The sequence below is a fragment of the Shewanella livingstonensis genome, from assembly GCF_003855395.1.
Taxonomy (GTDB): domain Bacteria; phylum Pseudomonadota; class Gammaproteobacteria; order Enterobacterales; family Shewanellaceae; genus Shewanella; species Shewanella livingstonensis.
Genome location: NZ_CP034015.1, coordinates 4001057 through 4018593, shown reverse-complemented (window position 1 = coordinate 4018593; position 17537 = coordinate 4001057). Strand labels below are relative to the sequence as shown.

The following is a 17537-nucleotide window of genomic DNA, read 5'->3' as shown; positions in this document are numbered from 1 at the left end:
TTTCTGCCGATAAATTAGCAAAAGATTAATTTTGCACAAACTAAAAAGGCTTAGGACAACTCATTCATCCTAAGCCTTTCATGTTAACGATTGCAGCAGCGTTAAGGTTTAAATCGCTACAGTGACTCTATTCAGCCAAGCTAGTTCGTCACCTTGCATTAATGGCGCTAAGGTTTGACGGACCTTTTGTTGATATTGATTGAACCAGTTCACCTCAAAATCAGTTAACAATGATTTATCGATTAAGCGTACATCCATTGGAATATGAGTTAATACATCAAACTCGTACATTTCACGCTCAGCACCTTGTAGCGCTTGGCAATGTTGTACAGTTACCAGGTTTTCAATGCGAATACCAAAACCGTCGGCGCGGTAATAACCCGGCTCGTTCGACAACACCATGCCAGGTAAAAGTGCCACGCCATTGACGTTTTTGCCAATACGTTGTGGGCCTTCGTGCACACTTAAAAAGTGGCCGACGCCATGGCCTGTGCCGTGGTCATAATCAAAACCGTGTTGCCATAAATATTGGCGTGCAAAGGCATCGAGTTGTACACCAGAAGTGCCTTTAGGAAAACGTGCCGTGTCTAAAGCAATATGACCTTTTAATACTAAGGTCACCATTTTCTTTTGCTCGTCGGTCACCTTACCAATAGCAATGGTGCGGGTAACATCGGTGGTGCCATCAAGATATTGAGCGCCAGAATCGACCAAGTAAATACTGTTCATGGCCATGGTGCTTGGCGTGCCATTATTGTGATTGTAATGGCACATGGCGGCATTGGCACCGGTAGCTGAAATGGTGTCAAAGCTTGGCTCGCGGTACAGTGGGTCTTGTAATCTAAAGCTTTCTAACTTGTCAGCCAGTTGCGCTTCATCATGCATGATATTTTGCTCAACTTGGCTGTCTAACCAGGCTAAAAAACGGCTCACGGCTGCGCCATCACGAATATGACACGCACGCATTCCGGCTAATTCTGCGCTATTTTTTTGTGCTTTAGGTAGTGCTACCGGATCGGTACCAATAATCAGTTTAGCACCGCCTTTTTGTGCCAGTAACTGCGAGTAAGCGTTGGCAGAATGTGGGTCGGCTAATAATTTCACCCCCTTCATTTGTACCAATACCGTTGCCAGCTCAGCTTCATCTTCAAAGCTAACGCCTGCGCCAACGTGTTCGGCAATGTTTTGCGGTACTTTGGCTAAATCGGTAAAAAAGGTCATGTCGCCATTGGCTGATAATAGTCCGCAACCTAGGATAACAGGGAAGCGAGGCACATCATTACCACGGATATTCAGCAACCAACAGCATGAATCCAAGGCGGCAATAAGGGCGATATCAGCGCCTTGTTTTTTCACTAATTGACCAATTTGTTGACGTTTTTCGATGCTATTACGTCCCGCGCCTTGATGACTAAATAATGTCATTGTAGATGCAGATGGTGCAGGGCGATCTATCCAACTGACATCAATTGGGTTGGTATCGACTTCGACGACATTAATTTCGGCTTTATCCAATTGCGTTTTAGTTTGTTGATACCAAGCAAGCGTATGCAAGCGGCTGTCGATACCGACGCTGGCACCAGCAGGTAAGGTGTCGATTAGCCAGTCAATTTGTGGGTCGTCATGCAGGCTTAAGTACTCAAATAAATTACCGTCTACCTGTTGGCGTACTTGCACGGTGTAACGGCCGTCGGTAAATATTGCTGCACGGTCTTTTAGCACAATTGCCATGCCTGCAGAGCCGGTAAAACCAGTGGCCCAATGTAAACGCTCATTACGGGCTGGGACGTACTCACCTAAATATTCGTCTGCGCGGGGAATGATAAATGCATCGATTTGATTAATTTCAAGTTGTTGGCGAATAGCATTAAGGCGCGTAGCAATAATATTAGACATGGTTTCTCCGTGGGAGGCGACTGATGAACTCAGCTCTGTAGAATGAAGCGATGATTATCGCAACTGTAACCGTTAACTGGCAAGTGAAGTCGCTTAGATTATCTTTAACCGTCAGAATAAAATTGTAACCTTATATTGTATACCATGGTAACAAAGTGTTGCAGGCTGTATCCTCTGAGATATTGATTATCTTGTATCGTTAAACAGGGTAAAACGATTCATTTTAAGTCATCTATTGCTAGGGCCTGCTGAGTTTTTTTGCCGTATAACGATACGACAAAGCTTCTGCTTTGTCGTTTGTATTTAAGTAATGACCAACAATTCGCTGTAAAAAAAACAGAAAGATCAACAAGCCCTAGATAAATAATAACAATAATAAAGGAAAATCTATGACAATCGGTGTCGGCGGTATTAGCCCGCAACAAGCATTAGCAGCACTAACCAATATGACCGAGGGCGTAGTAGCGGTAAGTGAGGATGAATTTAATCGACGAATTCAACATGCACAACGATTGATGGCACAACATGGTTTAGATGCAATCTATGTTAATGCGGGAACTAATTTGTATTATTTTACCGGTACTCGTTGGTTTTCTAGTGAACGGATGGTGGGGGCAATTATTCCTGCCGTGGGTGAGGTGCAATATATTGCGCCCGCTTTTGAACTTGATACCTTGCAGGGATATATGACCATTAAAGGCCAAGTGAATACTTGGCATGAAGATGAGAGCCCATTTAAACTATTTGCCGATGTGTTAGATAATATTGGCTTAAAACAAGCAAAGATTGGTATTGATGAGTCAACTGCCTTTTTTATTAGTGATGGCATTTCCCAAGCGTCACCACAACATCGTTTTTTAAGTGCAACAACCGTGACGGCCGGATGTAGGATGATTAAGTCTATTGCAGAGTTAGCTTTAATGCAGCGTGCAAAAGATATGACCCTTGAAGTGCATAAAGCCACCGCCAGTATCTTACGCGAGGGTATCACCACCGCTGAAGTAGAAGACTTTATTAACCAAGCTCATTATGCTGTGGGCGCGCCTAAAGGTTCTTATTTTTGTATCGTATTATTTGGCGAAGATACCGCTTATCCGCATGGGGTTAAATCACCTAAAGCATTAGCATTAAATGATACTGTATTGATTGATACAGGTTGCCAGTTACACGGCTACAACTCAGATATTACCCGTACTTATGTGTTTGGTGAGCCAAATGATCGCCAACGTCAGTTGTGGCAACTTGAGCAAGATGCGCAAATTGCGGCATTTGATGCAGCTCAAATTGGCACCTCTTGTAGCTCTGTCGATGCGGCTGCCCGCAAAGTGTTAGAAGCTGCAGGCTTTGGCCCCGATTATAACGTGCCGGGTTTACCTCATCGCACCGGCCATGGCATTGGCTTAGACATTCATGAATGGCCATATTTGGTCCGCAATGATATTACGCCATTAGCGGTTGGCATGTGCTTTAGTAACGAGCCTATGTTATGTGTGCCAGGCGAGTTTGGTATCCGTCATGAAGATCATTTTTACATGACAGCGCAAGGACCAAAGTGGTTTACTGCACCAGCGAAATCGATTGACGATCCGTTTTATCTAGCATGATATTTTTTTAATTATCACTGACAAATATAGTCAACTTAACGTCGTGGCGCTTCGCCCACACCCGACCAAGAAGGGAAAAAATGCTTTCCCCTCTTGGATCACCCCAGCAGCTCCGACAAAGTGTTGATCCTCATAGCATAACAAAAATCGCCTAACGACTCAGATGGTACATCTGATGTGAATGGACTGACGAATGTCGTGATGACATGGATGTCACTGAACGACCATGTACCCCTGAGTCTGTGTCATATCTGCAAGACAGGAGTCTACATGCTTTGAAACACATGGATGTGCTATAAAGGCCATGATGTCACTACGGCATTTTTATCACGCTATTTCGGACACTTCGGACGGAGAATCCTTGAAGCTGCAGATTTATGAGTTTTATTAAGTTGTTTTCGGGGAACAGGAGGATTAAGAAAAATTAGCTAAGTGGTATGAGTCAAGCAATAGCAAAAAGCCTCCGCTATGGAGGCTTTGGATTTTTGGTGTAGTTCTTAGTGTGAAAACGATGTCATCTATTATTTAATTTTTAGTTAATTTCAAATAACTCAACATCAAATATCAACACTGAGCCACCTTCAATTTTTCCGCTTGAGCGATTACCGTAAGCCAATTGACTAGGAACATAGAAACGGAACTTATCACCAATTGTCATTAATTGAACGCCTTCGGTCCAACCTGCAATCACTTGATTTAAGCCAAAGCTAATGGTTTCGCCGCGATCAACTGAACTGTCAAATACAGTACCGTCAATCAAGGTGCCATGATAATGCACTGTGACTTTACTTTTTGCGCTAGGGTGTTCTTCAGTCTTTTCGCTATTCACTAACACTTCATATTGTAAGCCCGATAAGGTTTGTATAACACCTTCGCGTTTGGCGTTGTCAGCTAAAAAAATCTTACCTTTCTCAATATTCTCTTTTGCGGCTTTTTGATTGTTAGATTGAGTGAAAAAATAAAAAATAACGCCCGCAATGACCACAATGGCCAAAATCATACGCATAGTTGCTCTCAAATGGTGGGGGTAACAGTGTCGCTAGTTTAGCGCATAAACGAATAGGCTAATACTTTTCAGCACGACTGAAAGGCAAAATTGAAGCAAGGGTTAACGGTATGCATCAAATAACGGATGCCATAGCAGATAACACAATAAGCTAATTCCAGCACTGTTGAGTATGATGCAACACCATAAAAGCCGTTTAAAAGATGACTTTTGGGTTTTATGGCGTAAGTGATACTGGCCAAGTAGCGCTGCAGGCCAGCCGCCGATCAATGCAAAAAATTGTAAGGTACTTTCTTGTACGCGCCACTTTCCTTGTTTAGCCGCTGATTTGTCGCGGTAATACAAAGCAAAAGTAAGCAGATTGATTAAACCATATACCCCAGCTAACCAGGGCTGGACAGCGCCCCAAATAGCGCCGATAAGCAGTAACATTAACCAAGCAAATTTGCTCATTCTACTATCAATCCTTTAGGATAAACTTCAGTCGAGGTAACTTATTTCAAATTCAACCAATGCGGCGTTGTCTTGTTCTGAGTCAAATGTAGCTTCAATCGTGTAGTTATCGGTATCGATATTGATCGAATCATAGTTGTCTTCAGCAGTAGGATAGCGGGTCATAAATTCACTTTTTGTTTGCGGTAGATTTAACGCTGTAACTGCCTGGGCAAATGTACCTTGGGTATATGTTTTTGTGGTTAGTGCTGATGTGAGTTTAACTCGAGTGATCACTTGGTTCGTTTGTTTTACCAGTATAAAACTTGACAGCATAAACCACTGTTTATCCTGTGTTAGGTTGAAGCTATTTTGCTGAGTGTTACTGATATAACGTGCTGCAGAGCGCTCTGCTAAGGTAGTATTTTTACCGCTTACAATATTAGCAAAACTTTGAGTATTAATCGCATTGAACTGAATTTGACTAATCGGTGGGGTGAATTGATTGCTATGAAGACTAAATTGAGTCAACTCAGTGCTTGCAGGTTTTGTTGCACAGGGTTTGTAGTCTGCAAAATCCATTATTAAGGTATTATTTTGATGCTTAATGGCATATTGATGAGAGGTCATTTTTACCGCTTTATGATCGCTCTTGGCTAACACATCGACTAGTTCAGTTCTGATATTAATTTTGCCAAACAAGGTCCATGGATTTTCGTCGAAATTATCATTAAAGCTAATAATATTTTTACCATGTGCGCTCAGTAATGCACTTGTTGAGCTGGAAAATTCAACTTTATCATTAATCAAAATAAACCACAGACTACGACCATATAGCCAAGCCGACTGATTTTTTTCAAGTGATAGTTGTACACTGGCCGGCCCAAGAGTATTAAACAATACTTGGCTTGATGCTCCTATAGGAATACCGTAAACATGGCTAAAAGATACATCTGCTTGCGGTTTTTCAACCGCTTTTGCAAGGGACTCTAACGACTCTTCAGCTGTTTCACTGACTTGCCAAGTATAAGTTGTCACCGACAGTTTTTTGCCTAAATGATTATACGGTGTAGGTGTAGTAGACAACGATTGATCATCAGTGCATAGCTTAAGTAAGTCGGCCTGGTATTCAATCACCTTTTTATAGTCATTTTTCTCGCTACTTTTAGTGATACTCGTTGTATTCAACTCCATCAGCATGATGGCGTCAGCTTGCTGTTGTTTTGCTGCTAGCTGTAATTTGACCATACTGGTGTTGAACATACTTAATTCTTTTTTTTGTTCTGTTTGATTTTGAAAGTCAGCCGTTAGATAAACGTCTCTCGTTTCAAGTTGGTTAATAATAGTGGGGCTGCAATGAGGTTTAAAATCTAAAATAGGCGGTAATGTATCTGCGGCAATAGCACTAAGGCTAATGATATTTAACAATATGGCACAGTATTTTAGTTGCATTTATTCTTCCTTGATTATGGTTCATTACTCAACTCGTGAGTCTGTTAACTTGTGCGGGAGACTAATGCTCGCCACAGTTTTTCTAATGGACCTTGGTTAAATCTCCGTAAATATATATCGGCCATTAATAACTGTAACACACTATAGATTATGGCGATTGACAGATAACCTATGCGGTCTAGCGAGTACAGCCAGTCAGGTGTTATATAGCGTAATAGTACAATACCTACAATTGATTGGAGAATGTATAAACTAAATGCCAACTTACCAACGTTTTGCAGTAGTTTCAGTCTATGCGGAGTGTTTTGGCAATATTTTACAATAATATGGATGTATATTAATGCTGTTGCAATAGCGCTAAACCACAACAATAGATCTGATATCGCTTGCCACATCGGCTTACCACTAAGACTTAATAGTGAATCGAATGATGATAATATTATTGCCCAAAATACGCATTGCCACAGGGTTTTATTGTCCAAGCCATCGATAAAAATATTGCGTTTATATAACGCCATTCCCAATAACATTAGGCCAGCAATAAACCACATTAGGGTTAAGGGGATCACCGCTAACATATAAGCCAATAAGTTTAAATGTAGGGTGAGTTGTTGTGTGTAGCTGCCTGTCCAAGCTGAGAGTTGCTCGATGAAGAATGCCGAGTCACGCAAATAAACTTGCTCGTCTGGCATCAATGAAATAAGTGCAATTGGGATTAATGATAAAAAAATAAACCATTTAGCTTTGCGAATTAACTCATCTGCACTGAGTGTTATATAGCGAAAAGCTAATAAACCTGCCACACCATAAGATAATAATATATCGCCAGGAAATATAAATATGGCGTGGATGATCCCAAAGATAATTAACCAATACTGACGGCACTTTATTCGTTGATTTTTTTGTATTTTGCAGGTCATAGCAATATTCGTCTGCTGGCGTTGATATTGAATTAATATTCCCACACCAAATAACATTGCAAATAGACTAAAAAAACGACCTTCTAAGAAAAAGTTACTTAGAATGGCTATGACAATATCTGAAGTCGGTTGAACTTCATGGGGAGCATAACCAAAAAAACTATTACCCATAAAGTAAATATTAAGGAAAAAAATACCTAATACGCCAAGCCCCCTAACAGCGTCAAGATTAGCCAGGCGGATGGGGTTGATTGGAGAGCGATGCTCATCTATATTTTTTGCACTATTAATCGCTAAATTCCTTTTGCTATTAGCTGTTTATAAGCCATCTTTACTCTTTAAAGAGTTGCTGTTAGAGGTTACCAGCCAAAAGCTGTAATGCAACTAGATAATGCGTTTGGGGAAGGGGAACGATTATAAAAAAACCAAGCGTTCAGCGTAATGCCGCACGCTTGGTTTGTTAAGTATTTTGTTAAGTATTTTGTGAAGTAAGTCTGCAGGCTTATTTGGTTGTTTGTACTTCAAGGAACGGGATAGTACCAGTGGGTAGCATAGTTGTTGGTAAGCGCCCATCCCAACGTTCCGCTTTAGTTAATTCAACTAAATTTTGATTTTGCGCTAGTGCTTCAGCACGAATTTTAATGGCTGATGCTTCTGCGTTACCTTTAATACGGATACTTTCAGCCTCGGCAATTGCGCGGGCCAATTGTGAGTCTGCTTCAGCTTGTGCTTGAGTCACGGCAATTTGGGCACTAACACGCTCTTTTTCAAGATTCTGTAATTGTGTTTGTACTTCTACTTCTGCGCGCATTCTGTCTTCTACTGATTTCTCGTATGCGTTGCTAAAATCGATATTTTCAATCTGTACCGAATTAATGGTCACCGGGCCTTTAATCGATTTAGTAATGGCGTCAGTCACATCAATACCAAACTTGATACGCTCTTGAACGGCTGAAATAGCTGTATACTTACCAAAAATATTCTCAATCTGTGTTGGTACTTGGCGGTCGAGTAAACGCGACACCATTAAGTCGATACTTTTGAAATTAGCATATACTTCTTCAACACGATCTGGCGGTATGCTAAATGTGACTGATGCGCGTAAAGTGGCAGGTTGTTGATCGCGGCTATACGCCTGTAAACCTTGGTAGTTTGCGGTGTGAGTTTGGGTTGAGATCTTAACCACGGTATCCATTAGTGGAATTTTAAATCCAAGACCTGGTTCTGCAGTATCGATAATTTTACCGTTACGCAGCAATACCCCACGTTCGCCCTGATCAATGGTATACCAGCTACCATATAAACTCATCAGCATTAGCAGTAAAACTGCGACAGGAATAATTTTACCGAGATGATTTGTGTTAGCTTGCGCCAGACCATTTTTTAACATTATGCTTCCCTAGCAAAGTGAATAAAGGTGATTAATTTACCTGGTTATTTTTTAGGTTTCTCTGAAATCCAAAGCTTAATATGCCCTTGGACCACCACAACACCGTTAGTGTCGTAGGCTTTTACGTCGACTAACATATCACCCACTTGCCATTGATCTGGTGTTACCTCTGCCACACACATAATATCGCTACCTGCTTTGGCTGTATAGTCAACTGACATGCCTTTAGGGATCCAACGAAGATGCGAAGGTATAGAGGCTTCAGCCATGGTGCCCATGGCCATTTCTAGGCCGTTACAAATTGCAATGACGTGCACTGTACCAATGTGGTTTTGGACTTTTTTACGTTTTTTAATTAGACATTCGCAACGGTTAACACGTAACTCGTTGATGTAAGGGTGTACCGTGCCAAAGTATGGTGCCATACGCGATACCATTTTAGAAAAAATATGTTTTCCAAATGGATACGAAGTGACTTTTGTGTAAAGTGACATGACTTTGTTAGGTTTAGTTGGTGTCATTAAAAGACTCTATTATTGATTGAATGAGTTATCTGGTCGGATGAGATTAACATTGTTGTAACGCATGGTGAAGTGTTGATCAATATTTTCCATCGCTCATTTCACTGCCGACAGGTATAATTTTGCTGGTGTCGATTCTTTAAGGATAAATTTTGAAATCTAACTTGTTGTTAAATTATATCAAGGGTATGGCCATGGGGGCCGCTGACGTTGTTCCGGGTGTTTCTGGCGGTACTATCGCATTTATTTCTGGAATATTAGATCCGCTTTTGGACGGTATTCGTAAAATCAATCTGTCTTTGTTTAGCATTATTAAGCAACAAGGAATAAAAGCGGCGTTTATGCACATAAATGGCCCTTTTTTACTCTGTGTCTTTGGCGGGATCCTCACCAGCATATTTACCTTAGCAAAACTAATTTCTTGGCTATTAGCGACGCATCCTATTCCGGTTTGGTCATTCTTTTTTGGCTTGATTATTTACTCTGTGGTTCACATGGTAAAGCAGGTTGAAAAGTTCACTGCGCTGCGTATTGTGATGTTTTTAATTGGGGTGGCATTTGCGTGGGCAATCACAGTGCTACACCCTATTGAAATGCAAGTGAGCTACCTTAACTTCTTTTTCTGTGGTGCCATTGCTATCTGCGCCATGATATTGCCGGGAATTTCGGGTAGTTTTATTTTGCTGTTATTAGGCATGTACCCTGCTGTTTTAGCCGCGGCAAAAGGGTTTGATATTGTTTACTTGGCATGTTTTGCAATTGGCGCTGTGGTTGGGCTGTTAAGTTTTAGCCACGTATTATCGGCATTATTACGTAAATTCAATGACGCGACTTTATTATTCTTAACAGGATTAATGTTAGGCACACTCGGTAAGATTTGGCCTTGGAAACAAGTAATTAGCTGGCGCGAGAACTCTAAAGGTGAGTTAGTGCCATTGCTAGAGCAAAATCTGTCTCCGTTTCAGTTTGAGCAAATTACCGGCGAGTCATCACAAATGGGTATTGCTATAGTGTGCGTATTGGTTGGGATTGGCCTGGTGTGGGGATTAGAGCGCGTCGGAAATCAAGCTAAAAACTAACTTATAATGTTAATTTGGAACGCTAAGGTTCAGGGTATCGTTGAACATTAACAAAAAAGCAGAACGTTGGTTCTGCTTTTTTGTTAATCATTTTTGATAAGTGTATGGTGATTTTATTTTTAACTATCTTTTTTGATTAATATCTAGACATATATTGCAAAAAACAACAAATATCCCTATAAATAATGAACTTAATTGCGTTTTACTCGTATATTCCTTTTAATTACATATACGCTAAATATGCTATCTTTTTAATCCCACGTCGGGAATTTATGGTTGCCACAGGAGTGCATAACATGCCAGATATCGATACATTTGTGCCAGAAAAAATCCAAATTGGGATCAGTAGTTGTTTACTGGGTAACCAAGTTCGTTTTGATGGCGGACACAAAAACTCCTATTACTGCAAGAAAGAAATCGAACCATTTTTTGAGTACACCACAGTGTGTCCTGAAATGGCCATTGGCATGGGTGCGCCACGCAAAAGTATTCGCCAAGTACGCGACGGCGATATTATTCATATTCGCAGTGCTGACGGCTCATTAGATGTTACCGATAAACTCAATGAATATTCTAAAGCCAAAGTAGAAGAATTAGATTACTTAGGTGGTTATATTTTATGTGCTAAATCACCTACTTGCGGTATGGAACGAGTAACTGAGTACAAAATTGGTACTAATAATGGTTCTAGAGTGGGGATCGGTGTATTTGCTAAAACGTTGATGGAACGTTATCCATTGCTACCCGTTGAAGAGGAAGGTCGTTTACATGACTTACCGCTGCGAGAGAACTTTTTTACCCGAGTATTTGCTTACAACGATTGGCAGAAAATGACCCAGTCGGGGCTAACCAAACACAAGCTAATGCAGTTTCATTCGCGTTATAAGTATTTGTTAATGGCGCACAGCCCTAAGTGGTATCGCGAGTTAGGGCCTATTCTGGCTGACATTCAAGATTTACAACAATCGGCGCAGCTATATTTTGAGGGGTTTATGACCGCACTTAAAATTATTGCAACACGTAAAAATCATACGAGTACCTTACAGCATATTCAAGGCTATTTTAAAAAACAGCTGAATGCGGCTCAAAAAGAAGAATTAAGTGAATCGATTTTAAAATATCGCCAAGGAGTACTTCCTCTGCTGGTGCCAATTACCTTAATTAATCATTATGTACGTGAGTTCCCTACACCATATATTGAAGAACAAGTGTATTTAAATCCGCATCCTGAAGCTTTAAAGCTTCGTTACGCCTACTAGATCGAGTGTTAATGACTTCTATGAATAGCTTGATGTGGTTTAGGCAAGATTTACGGGTTGCTGATAACCCAGCATTGGTGGCAGCGTGTCAATTTGCCCTGCAACATCAAGGCAAGGTTAGGGCTGTGTATATTGTGACACCGTCGCAATGGATGCGGCATGATGTGGCACCGATACAAATTGATTTTATTCAACGGCATGTCAATCTATTAGCACAGTCACTTGCCGCATTGGGCATACCATTAGATGTACTGCATCTTGAGTGGTTTAGCGACACTCATGCAGCGTTAAAAGATTATCTGCAGCAGCATCATATCGATGCTGTATTTGCTGGTAGCGAGCCTGAAATTAACGAACGCAGCCGCGATAATGAGTTAATTGACCAGGGGATACCACTGACGTTGGTTGATCAAGATTGTGTGTTAGCTGCCGGGAAAGTGCAAAATTTATCGGGTGACATGTATAAGGTATTTACCCCATTTTCTAAAAAGTGGAAAAGCATTGCGAGTCAAAAAGCCATTGTACCGTTAGCGGTACCTGCTCCTGTTGCAGCGGCATTAACATTGCCTTCAACTATCGAATTTAACTATCAAACTCGTAGTAGCGAACAATGGGCTGCAGGCGAGGGCGCAGCCAAGCGAGCACTCGAACAATTTTTAGCAAGCCAAGTTGCCGATTACCAAGCCGATAGAGATTTTCCGGCGCTTGAAGGTACTAGCCGCTTATCGCCTTTTTTAGCCATCGGAGTCGTTAGTTCTCGCCAATGTGTTGCGGCAATATTAGCCCGTTACCCTGAAGCGTTAGTTGATGATACTTGTGCTGCAAAAACCTGGTTAAATGAACTCATTTGGCGTGAATTTTATCGGCATCTGCTGGTGGCATTTCCACGTTTATCGATGGCGCAAAACTTTAATGAGTTAGGTAAAGGTATTGCTTGGCGTAACAATTCAGATGAATTTACTGCTTGGTGCGATGGACAAACAGGCTATCCGATTATTGATGCTGCAATGCGCCAATTAAATCAAACTGGCTGGATGCATAATCGATTACGCATGGTAGTTGCTAGTTTCTTAACCAAACATTTATTAGTAGATTGGCGCTGGGGTGAACGTTACTTTAGACAGCAATTGATTGACGGCGATTTAGCCGCTAATAATGGTGGTTGGCAATGGTCTGCAGGTACAGGATGTGATGCACAACCTTACTTTAGAGTGTTTAATCCGATGACTCAAAGCAGTAAGTTTGATCCCGATGCTAGCTTTATTAAACGTTATGTTCCAGAGCTTGCCCGTTGGTCGTTAAAAGACATACACGAGCCTAAAACGGTTAACGTTAATGATTTATTTGCCCAACGACAAGGCGATGGCTATCCACAACCTATTGTTGAACACAAGATGGCTCGTCTTCGAGCGATAGAAGTGTTAAGTGCACTAAAACGAGGTCAACCTAGTTGATTAATCATTAATTTTACCGATTATCCTGTTGGTTCTCTTAACCGCCTAAATTCGATAAATCCACAAGTTCAGTATAATGCCGCTATTATCCTTTATGATAATAGCGGTTTTTTTTGCGTTAGCTCACACTATGAGCTTGGCTCAATAGTGGATTGGTGAGTATTGATTGAAGCTGATCAATTAACAGCATAGAATACCCATATCAAAGATTTATATATAATACATGTTTAAATCTTGTTGATGTTAACCCACTAAGTGAGTGTACTGCTTATGTTGAATATTGATGATCCTGCTGAAACTGATAACACTCCTGCAATATGGCGTTTAGGTTTTAGGCCATTTTTTTTGGGTGGCGCAAGTGTCGCAGCCTTATATATTCCATTGTGGCTAATGGGTTGGTTTACGCCACAATATAGCTTATTTAACAGCGAGTTTTGGGCTAACGTTGTGCCGTTATGGTGGCATCCACACGAAATGCTATTTGGTTTTGCCATGGCGATAGTGTGTGGTTTTTTACTTACAGCAGTACAAGCGTGGACTAATCAACCCACCATCACCGGGCGCGCATTAATGGTCACCTTTGGTTGTTGGCTCATAGCCCGCTTAATGTTGCTATTACCAATGAACATACCTTTGGTATTACCCGCAATATTTGACAGTTTATTTTTAGGCTTAAGTGCCTATGCATTATGGCGTTGTATTTACCCAGTGAAGCAATGGCGTAATATTGGTTTTCCCATCATGCTCGTGGTGGCATTACTGGTCAATTTAGCCAGTTATTATGCTTTGTTTGACCGCAACTTTTCACTATCAACTCAATTGTGGCAAGGGATGATTTGGTGGTTTGCTATGGTGATTACGATTGTAGGCGGACGAGTTATTCCATTTTTTACAGCAATGAGAATTAAACAACCCAAGCTCGATCCCATTATTGCGCTAGAGAATACGTTAATATTAGCGATGGGCTTACTCTTTATTCAAGCTATTACTCATTGGTTGCCTAAGGGGATTGAACAAGTATTGTTAGCTGTCGCGGGGCTATTACATTTAGTCCGTTTTGCTCGCTGGCAAGCTCATAAAACCCTAAAAGAACCGATGCTATGGTCGTTACATATTTCGTATTTGTCGTTGCCAATTACCTTGTTATTGATGGCAGCCAATATTGAGAACGAATATGCCTATCGTACCTTGCTACATTTGTTCGCTATTGGTGGCATAGCATCATTATGTTTATCAATGATTTCAAGAGTCTCACTTGGACATACAAGTCGCAATATCTATCAAGGCCCTAACATGACGTGGGCATTTTTATGTGTGCCTCTTGCCGCAGTATTACGAGCTGGAATGCCTTTGTTGATGCCTGAATACACCCAAATTTGGTTATGGGCAGCAGGTGCTTGTTGGTTTATCGGCTTTGGTTTATTTGTATGGTTTTACGCGCCGATTTTAATGCGTCCGCGCCTTGATGGTCGTCCAGGATAACGTGAGCTAAATTGATAACGCAAGTTAGCTAAACAGTTAACTTACACTAAACAGTGCAAAAGTAGTGCTACAGACTTATCGAACAATGTAGCGCTGTAAATTAAGAGATTGGAGAAAGGTTAGCAATATGATGGATCTACTTATCGATGTGATAATGAAAGCCACTCAACCGATGCGAAGCAAGGTAGGGTTAAGCATTATTATTAGTGCAATGGCACTGTTGAGCCTAACATCTTGGTCGCTCAAAAGTGCTGAAGTGGATCCTAATCAACTGAAATTTCCACAACAATATGATTCTTGGCAAGCAACCGTTGAGCAATCTGATCGTGAAGATATGCTGGCGCAATATCCTGCGAGCATCATTTTGTGGGCGGGGTCGTCATTTGCAAAAGAATACCATAGTCCTCGCGGGCACCAATTTGCAGTAGCAGACGTTACCCATACTTTACGCACTGGTGTTGCAATAGCAGAAGGCGATAAAGGGTTATCTGCTAGTTGCTGGACTTGTAAAACTCCGGATGCACCGAGACTCATGAAAGAGATGGGTATTGAGGGTTATTCTGGTGCTAATTTTGTCGACTTAGGTCGTGAAATTAAATCTGTGGTGTATTGCAGCGATTGTCATGTTGATGGCAGTGCTAAATTGGCATTGCCTCGGCCACATGCACAAGATGCGATGGCAAAAATTAAACTGCCTTTTGATCAGCAGGACAGCGCAATGCAAGGGGCGCAAGTTTGTGGGCAATGCCATGTGACCTATTACTTCCAGCCAGAAAATAATAACAAGGTTAATATTCCGTGGATTTTCGGTAATTCAGCCGATGACATTGAAAAGTATTACGACACTCGCCGCTTTTATGAGTGGATCCACCCGATTTCTAAAACGCCGATTTTAAAAGCACGTCATCCTGAATTTGAACATTGGAGTCGTTCAACTCATGCTAAAAAAGGCGTTACGTGTATCACCTGCCATATGCCTCAGGCTACCGATGACAAAGGCGCTAAGTTTACCGACCATAAGGTTGCTGGTGCGTTAGATAATTTTGATCGTACTTGTGCCAGCTGCCATAGCAGTAAAGCTATTTTAGTTAAAAAGCTTGATCAAGCCAAAGCTGACATTAACCTTAAAGCACGACATGTTGAAGGACTATTAGTCAAAGCACATTATGAAGCAAAAGCGGCTTGGGATGCTGGTGCGACATGGCCGCAAATGAACGATGCAATTATGGGGATTCGTCATGCACAATGGCGTTGGGACTTTGCTATGGCATCTCATGGCATGTACGCCCACAATCCTAAAGAAGGTATCGCACTATTGAACAAAGCCACTGAGCAGATTACTTATGCTCGGGAAGCATTAGCGCGAATACTGAATCAATTTTCAGTGACCAAGGTTGAGTATCCAGATTATAGCAGCAAAGAAAAAGCCCATGCTGCTATTGGTTTTGTTGAAGCTGATGCCATTAAAGCAAAACAAGCTTTTATTAAACAGGAAGTTGATAAGTATTGGCAGCCGGTAGCTAAAACGGGTTATGAGGTTTCTAAATAGATATACCAATTAACTGACTTCACTAACGCCTAAGCTCTGCTTGGGCGTTTTGCTTTGTGACTTGTTTAAAACGTTGATCTACTTCTTCGAACTGATCGTATTTACTCGAATAAGTTTTTTATTTGTTTCACGGAGATTAAATACTTTTATCTTATTGTCATATAAGGCATTGTTATAGGTATGTTCCGTGAGTTTTGTTGGTCGCGTAATAGGAGTCTGTTAATGCAAGGTACACAATCGATAGTTGATACTCAATCAGAACCATTAAATACGGATAGCTCAGCGTCTGTTAATGGTCATCCGGCTATTGTTGATGCCTTTATTAATATGTATCAGCAGCTTAATAAAGATAATTTATTTTTACTGCGTCAAGTCTATCACGATGATATTTGCTTTAGAGATCCCATGCATCATGTCGAGGGTATAGAAGCATTAACCCATTATTTTGCCAACATGTATCAAAACGTTATCAACATCGAATTTGATATTAAAGAAGTCGTGGTCAGCGCAGATAAACAACAAGCTGCGTTGTATTGGACTATGAGTTATACACATCCAAAATTAAGTAAAGGGCAGCTGATCAATGTTGAAGGCATGTCGCAACTTAAATTTTCCGATAAAATTTATTCCCACAGAGATTACTTCGACCTAGGACAAATGCTCTACGAGCAAGTACCGTTTTTAGGCGGTCTTATCGGCTTACTTAAAAATAGAGTGGCTAAGTAATGACAACAGATAACGTGAATCGCACAGCAGTATTAATCACCGGAGCTAGCTCCGGTATTGGTTTAGCCTTAGCTGAGCATTACCTTGCTCAAGGTATTGCTGTTATAGCCTGTGGCCGTAACGCGCAAGCCTTGCAAGCTATTACTGGTGCTACGCCGCTGGAATTTGATATTACTGATAATGCACAGGTGCAAGCTGCCGCGTCTAAGCTTAAGCAACTTTTACAACAACATCATTGGCAGCTTCAGCAAGTGGTGCTTAATGCTGGAAGCTGTGAATATATTGACGATGCCTTGCATTTTGACTCAACTTTATTTGCTAGAGTCATCAATACCAATGTGGTTGCTACGGGGTATTGTTTGGAACATTTTTTACCACTATTAGGCCGTGGTGCCCAACTGGGATTAATGAGTTCAAGCGCCACCTATTTACCGTTTCCGCGTGCTGAAGCGTATGGTGCATCAAAAGCGGCGATTACTTATTTAGGTCGTAGCTTACGAGTTGATCTTGCCAAGCATGGTATCGGGGTTAGCGTTATTTGCCCTGGTTTTGTGAAAACGCCTTTAACCGAAAAAAATGACTTTGCTATGCCCATGCAAATTACGCCGCAGCAAGCCGCCGTGGCTATTTATAATGGTATGCAACGCCAAAAGCGTGAGATCCATTTTCCAACCAAATTTACGTGGTTACTTAAGTTAGCTTCATTATTACCAGAGAAATTATTGGTGTCCCTATTGACGCCTAAAAATAGCTAGCTCAAGTCAATT

General features: G+C 41.2%; 15 protein-coding genes. 8 read left to right on the top strand and 7 right to left on the bottom strand.

The window, feature by feature from the left end; translation table 11 throughout:
• Positions 1 to 108: 108 nt before the first annotated feature.
• Positions 109 to 1896, bottom strand: coding sequence for an aminopeptidase P family protein (locus tag EGC82_RS17405; protein WP_124731875.1), 1788 nt, complete (start codon positions 1894 to 1896; stop codon positions 109 to 111).
• A gap of 389 nt (positions 1897 to 2285) precedes the next feature.
• Here EGC82_RS17405 and EGC82_RS17400 point away from each other — a divergent pair, with 389 nt between their 5' ends.
• Positions 2286 to 3500 carry a M24 family metallopeptidase gene (locus EGC82_RS17400; protein ID WP_124731874.1) on the top strand — a complete coding sequence of 405 codons (1215 nt, stop codon included), beginning with the start codon at positions 2286 to 2288 and terminating at the stop codon, positions 3498 to 3500.
• A 532-nt stretch (positions 3501 to 4032) separates the two neighbouring features.
• On the opposite strand, the gene bamJ is transcribed toward EGC82_RS17400, so the two are convergent.
• From bamJ to EGC82_RS17370, 6 genes are all read right to left on the bottom strand, one after another.
• Positions 4033 to 4506 carry a BamJ family beta-barrel-assembly machinery protein gene (bamJ, locus tag EGC82_RS17395; protein ID WP_124731873.1) on the bottom strand — a complete coding sequence of 158 codons (474 nt, stop codon included), beginning with the start codon at positions 4504 to 4506 and terminating at the stop codon, positions 4033 to 4035.
• Positions 4507 to 4608: 102 nt separating this feature from the next.
• A complete protein-coding gene (locus EGC82_RS17390; RefSeq protein WP_124731872.1) occupies positions 4609 to 4959 on the bottom strand; it encodes a DUF1294 domain-containing protein in 351 nt (116 codons plus the stop codon).
• A 27-nt stretch (positions 4960 to 4986) separates the two neighbouring features.
• Positions 4987 to 6390: a hypothetical protein gene (locus EGC82_RS17385; RefSeq protein ID WP_124731871.1), complete on the bottom strand. Its 1404-nt coding sequence runs from the start codon at positions 6388 to 6390 to the stop codon at positions 4987 to 4989.
• A 44-nt stretch (positions 6391 to 6434) separates the two neighbouring features.
• Positions 6435 to 7481: a DUF418 domain-containing protein gene (locus EGC82_RS17380; protein ID WP_244212483.1), complete on the bottom strand. Its 1047-nt coding sequence runs from the start codon at positions 7479 to 7481 to the stop codon at positions 6435 to 6437.
• Between the two features lie 331 nt (positions 7482 to 7812).
• A complete protein-coding gene (locus tag EGC82_RS17375; protein WP_124731869.1) occupies positions 7813 to 8700 on the bottom strand; it encodes a prohibitin family protein in 888 nt (295 codons plus the stop codon).
• 44 nt (positions 8701 to 8744) lie between these two features.
• Complete coding sequence (locus tag EGC82_RS17370) at positions 8745 to 9221, bottom strand: hotdog fold domain-containing protein (RefSeq protein ID WP_124731868.1); 477 nt, start codon at positions 9219 to 9221, stop codon at positions 8745 to 8747.
• Between the two features lie 188 nt (positions 9222 to 9409).
• On the opposite strand from EGC82_RS17370, the gene EGC82_RS17365 reads away from it, so the two are divergent.
• The 7 genes from EGC82_RS17365 to EGC82_RS17335 all read left to right on the top strand — a co-directional run bounded on the left by EGC82_RS17365 (position 9410) and on the right by EGC82_RS17335 (position 17525).
• Complete coding sequence (locus tag EGC82_RS17365; RefSeq protein ID WP_124732695.1) at positions 9410 to 10300, top strand: polyprenyl-phosphate transporter; 891 nt, start codon at positions 9410 to 9412, stop codon at positions 10298 to 10300.
• A gap of 296 nt (positions 10301 to 10596) precedes the next feature.
• On the top strand, positions 10597 to 11559 hold the full coding sequence (locus EGC82_RS17360) for a YbgA family protein (RefSeq protein WP_415837615.1): 963 nt from the start codon (positions 10597 to 10599) through the stop codon (positions 11557 to 11559).
• Positions 11560 to 11570: 11 nt separating this feature from the next.
• On the top strand, positions 11571 to 13013 hold the full coding sequence (gene phrB / locus EGC82_RS17355) for a deoxyribodipyrimidine photo-lyase (RefSeq protein ID WP_124731867.1): 1443 nt from the start codon (positions 11571 to 11573) through the stop codon (positions 13011 to 13013).
• A 270-nt stretch (positions 13014 to 13283) separates the two neighbouring features.
• Entirely contained in the window at positions 13284 to 14495 is a 1212-nt protein-coding gene (locus tag EGC82_RS17350; RefSeq protein ID WP_124731866.1) for an NnrS family protein, read from the top strand.
• Between the two features lie 127 nt (positions 14496 to 14622).
• Positions 14623 to 16044, top strand: a complete 1422-nt coding sequence (locus tag EGC82_RS17345; protein ID WP_124731865.1) for an ammonia-forming cytochrome c nitrite reductase subunit c552 — start codon at positions 14623 to 14625, stop codon at positions 16042 to 16044.
• Positions 16045 to 16371: 327 nt separating this feature from the next.
• Positions 16372 to 16770 (top strand): nuclear transport factor 2 family protein, encoded by a 399-nt coding sequence (locus tag EGC82_RS17340; protein WP_164839240.1) that lies wholly within the window; start codon positions 16372 to 16374, stop codon positions 16768 to 16770.
• Positions 16770 to 17525 (top strand): SDR family NAD(P)-dependent oxidoreductase, encoded by a 756-nt coding sequence (locus EGC82_RS17335; protein WP_124731863.1) that lies wholly within the window; start codon positions 16770 to 16772, stop codon positions 17523 to 17525. Before EGC82_RS17340 ends, EGC82_RS17335 begins: the two co-directional genes overlap by 1 nt.
• Positions 17526 to 17537 lie beyond the last annotated feature (12 nt).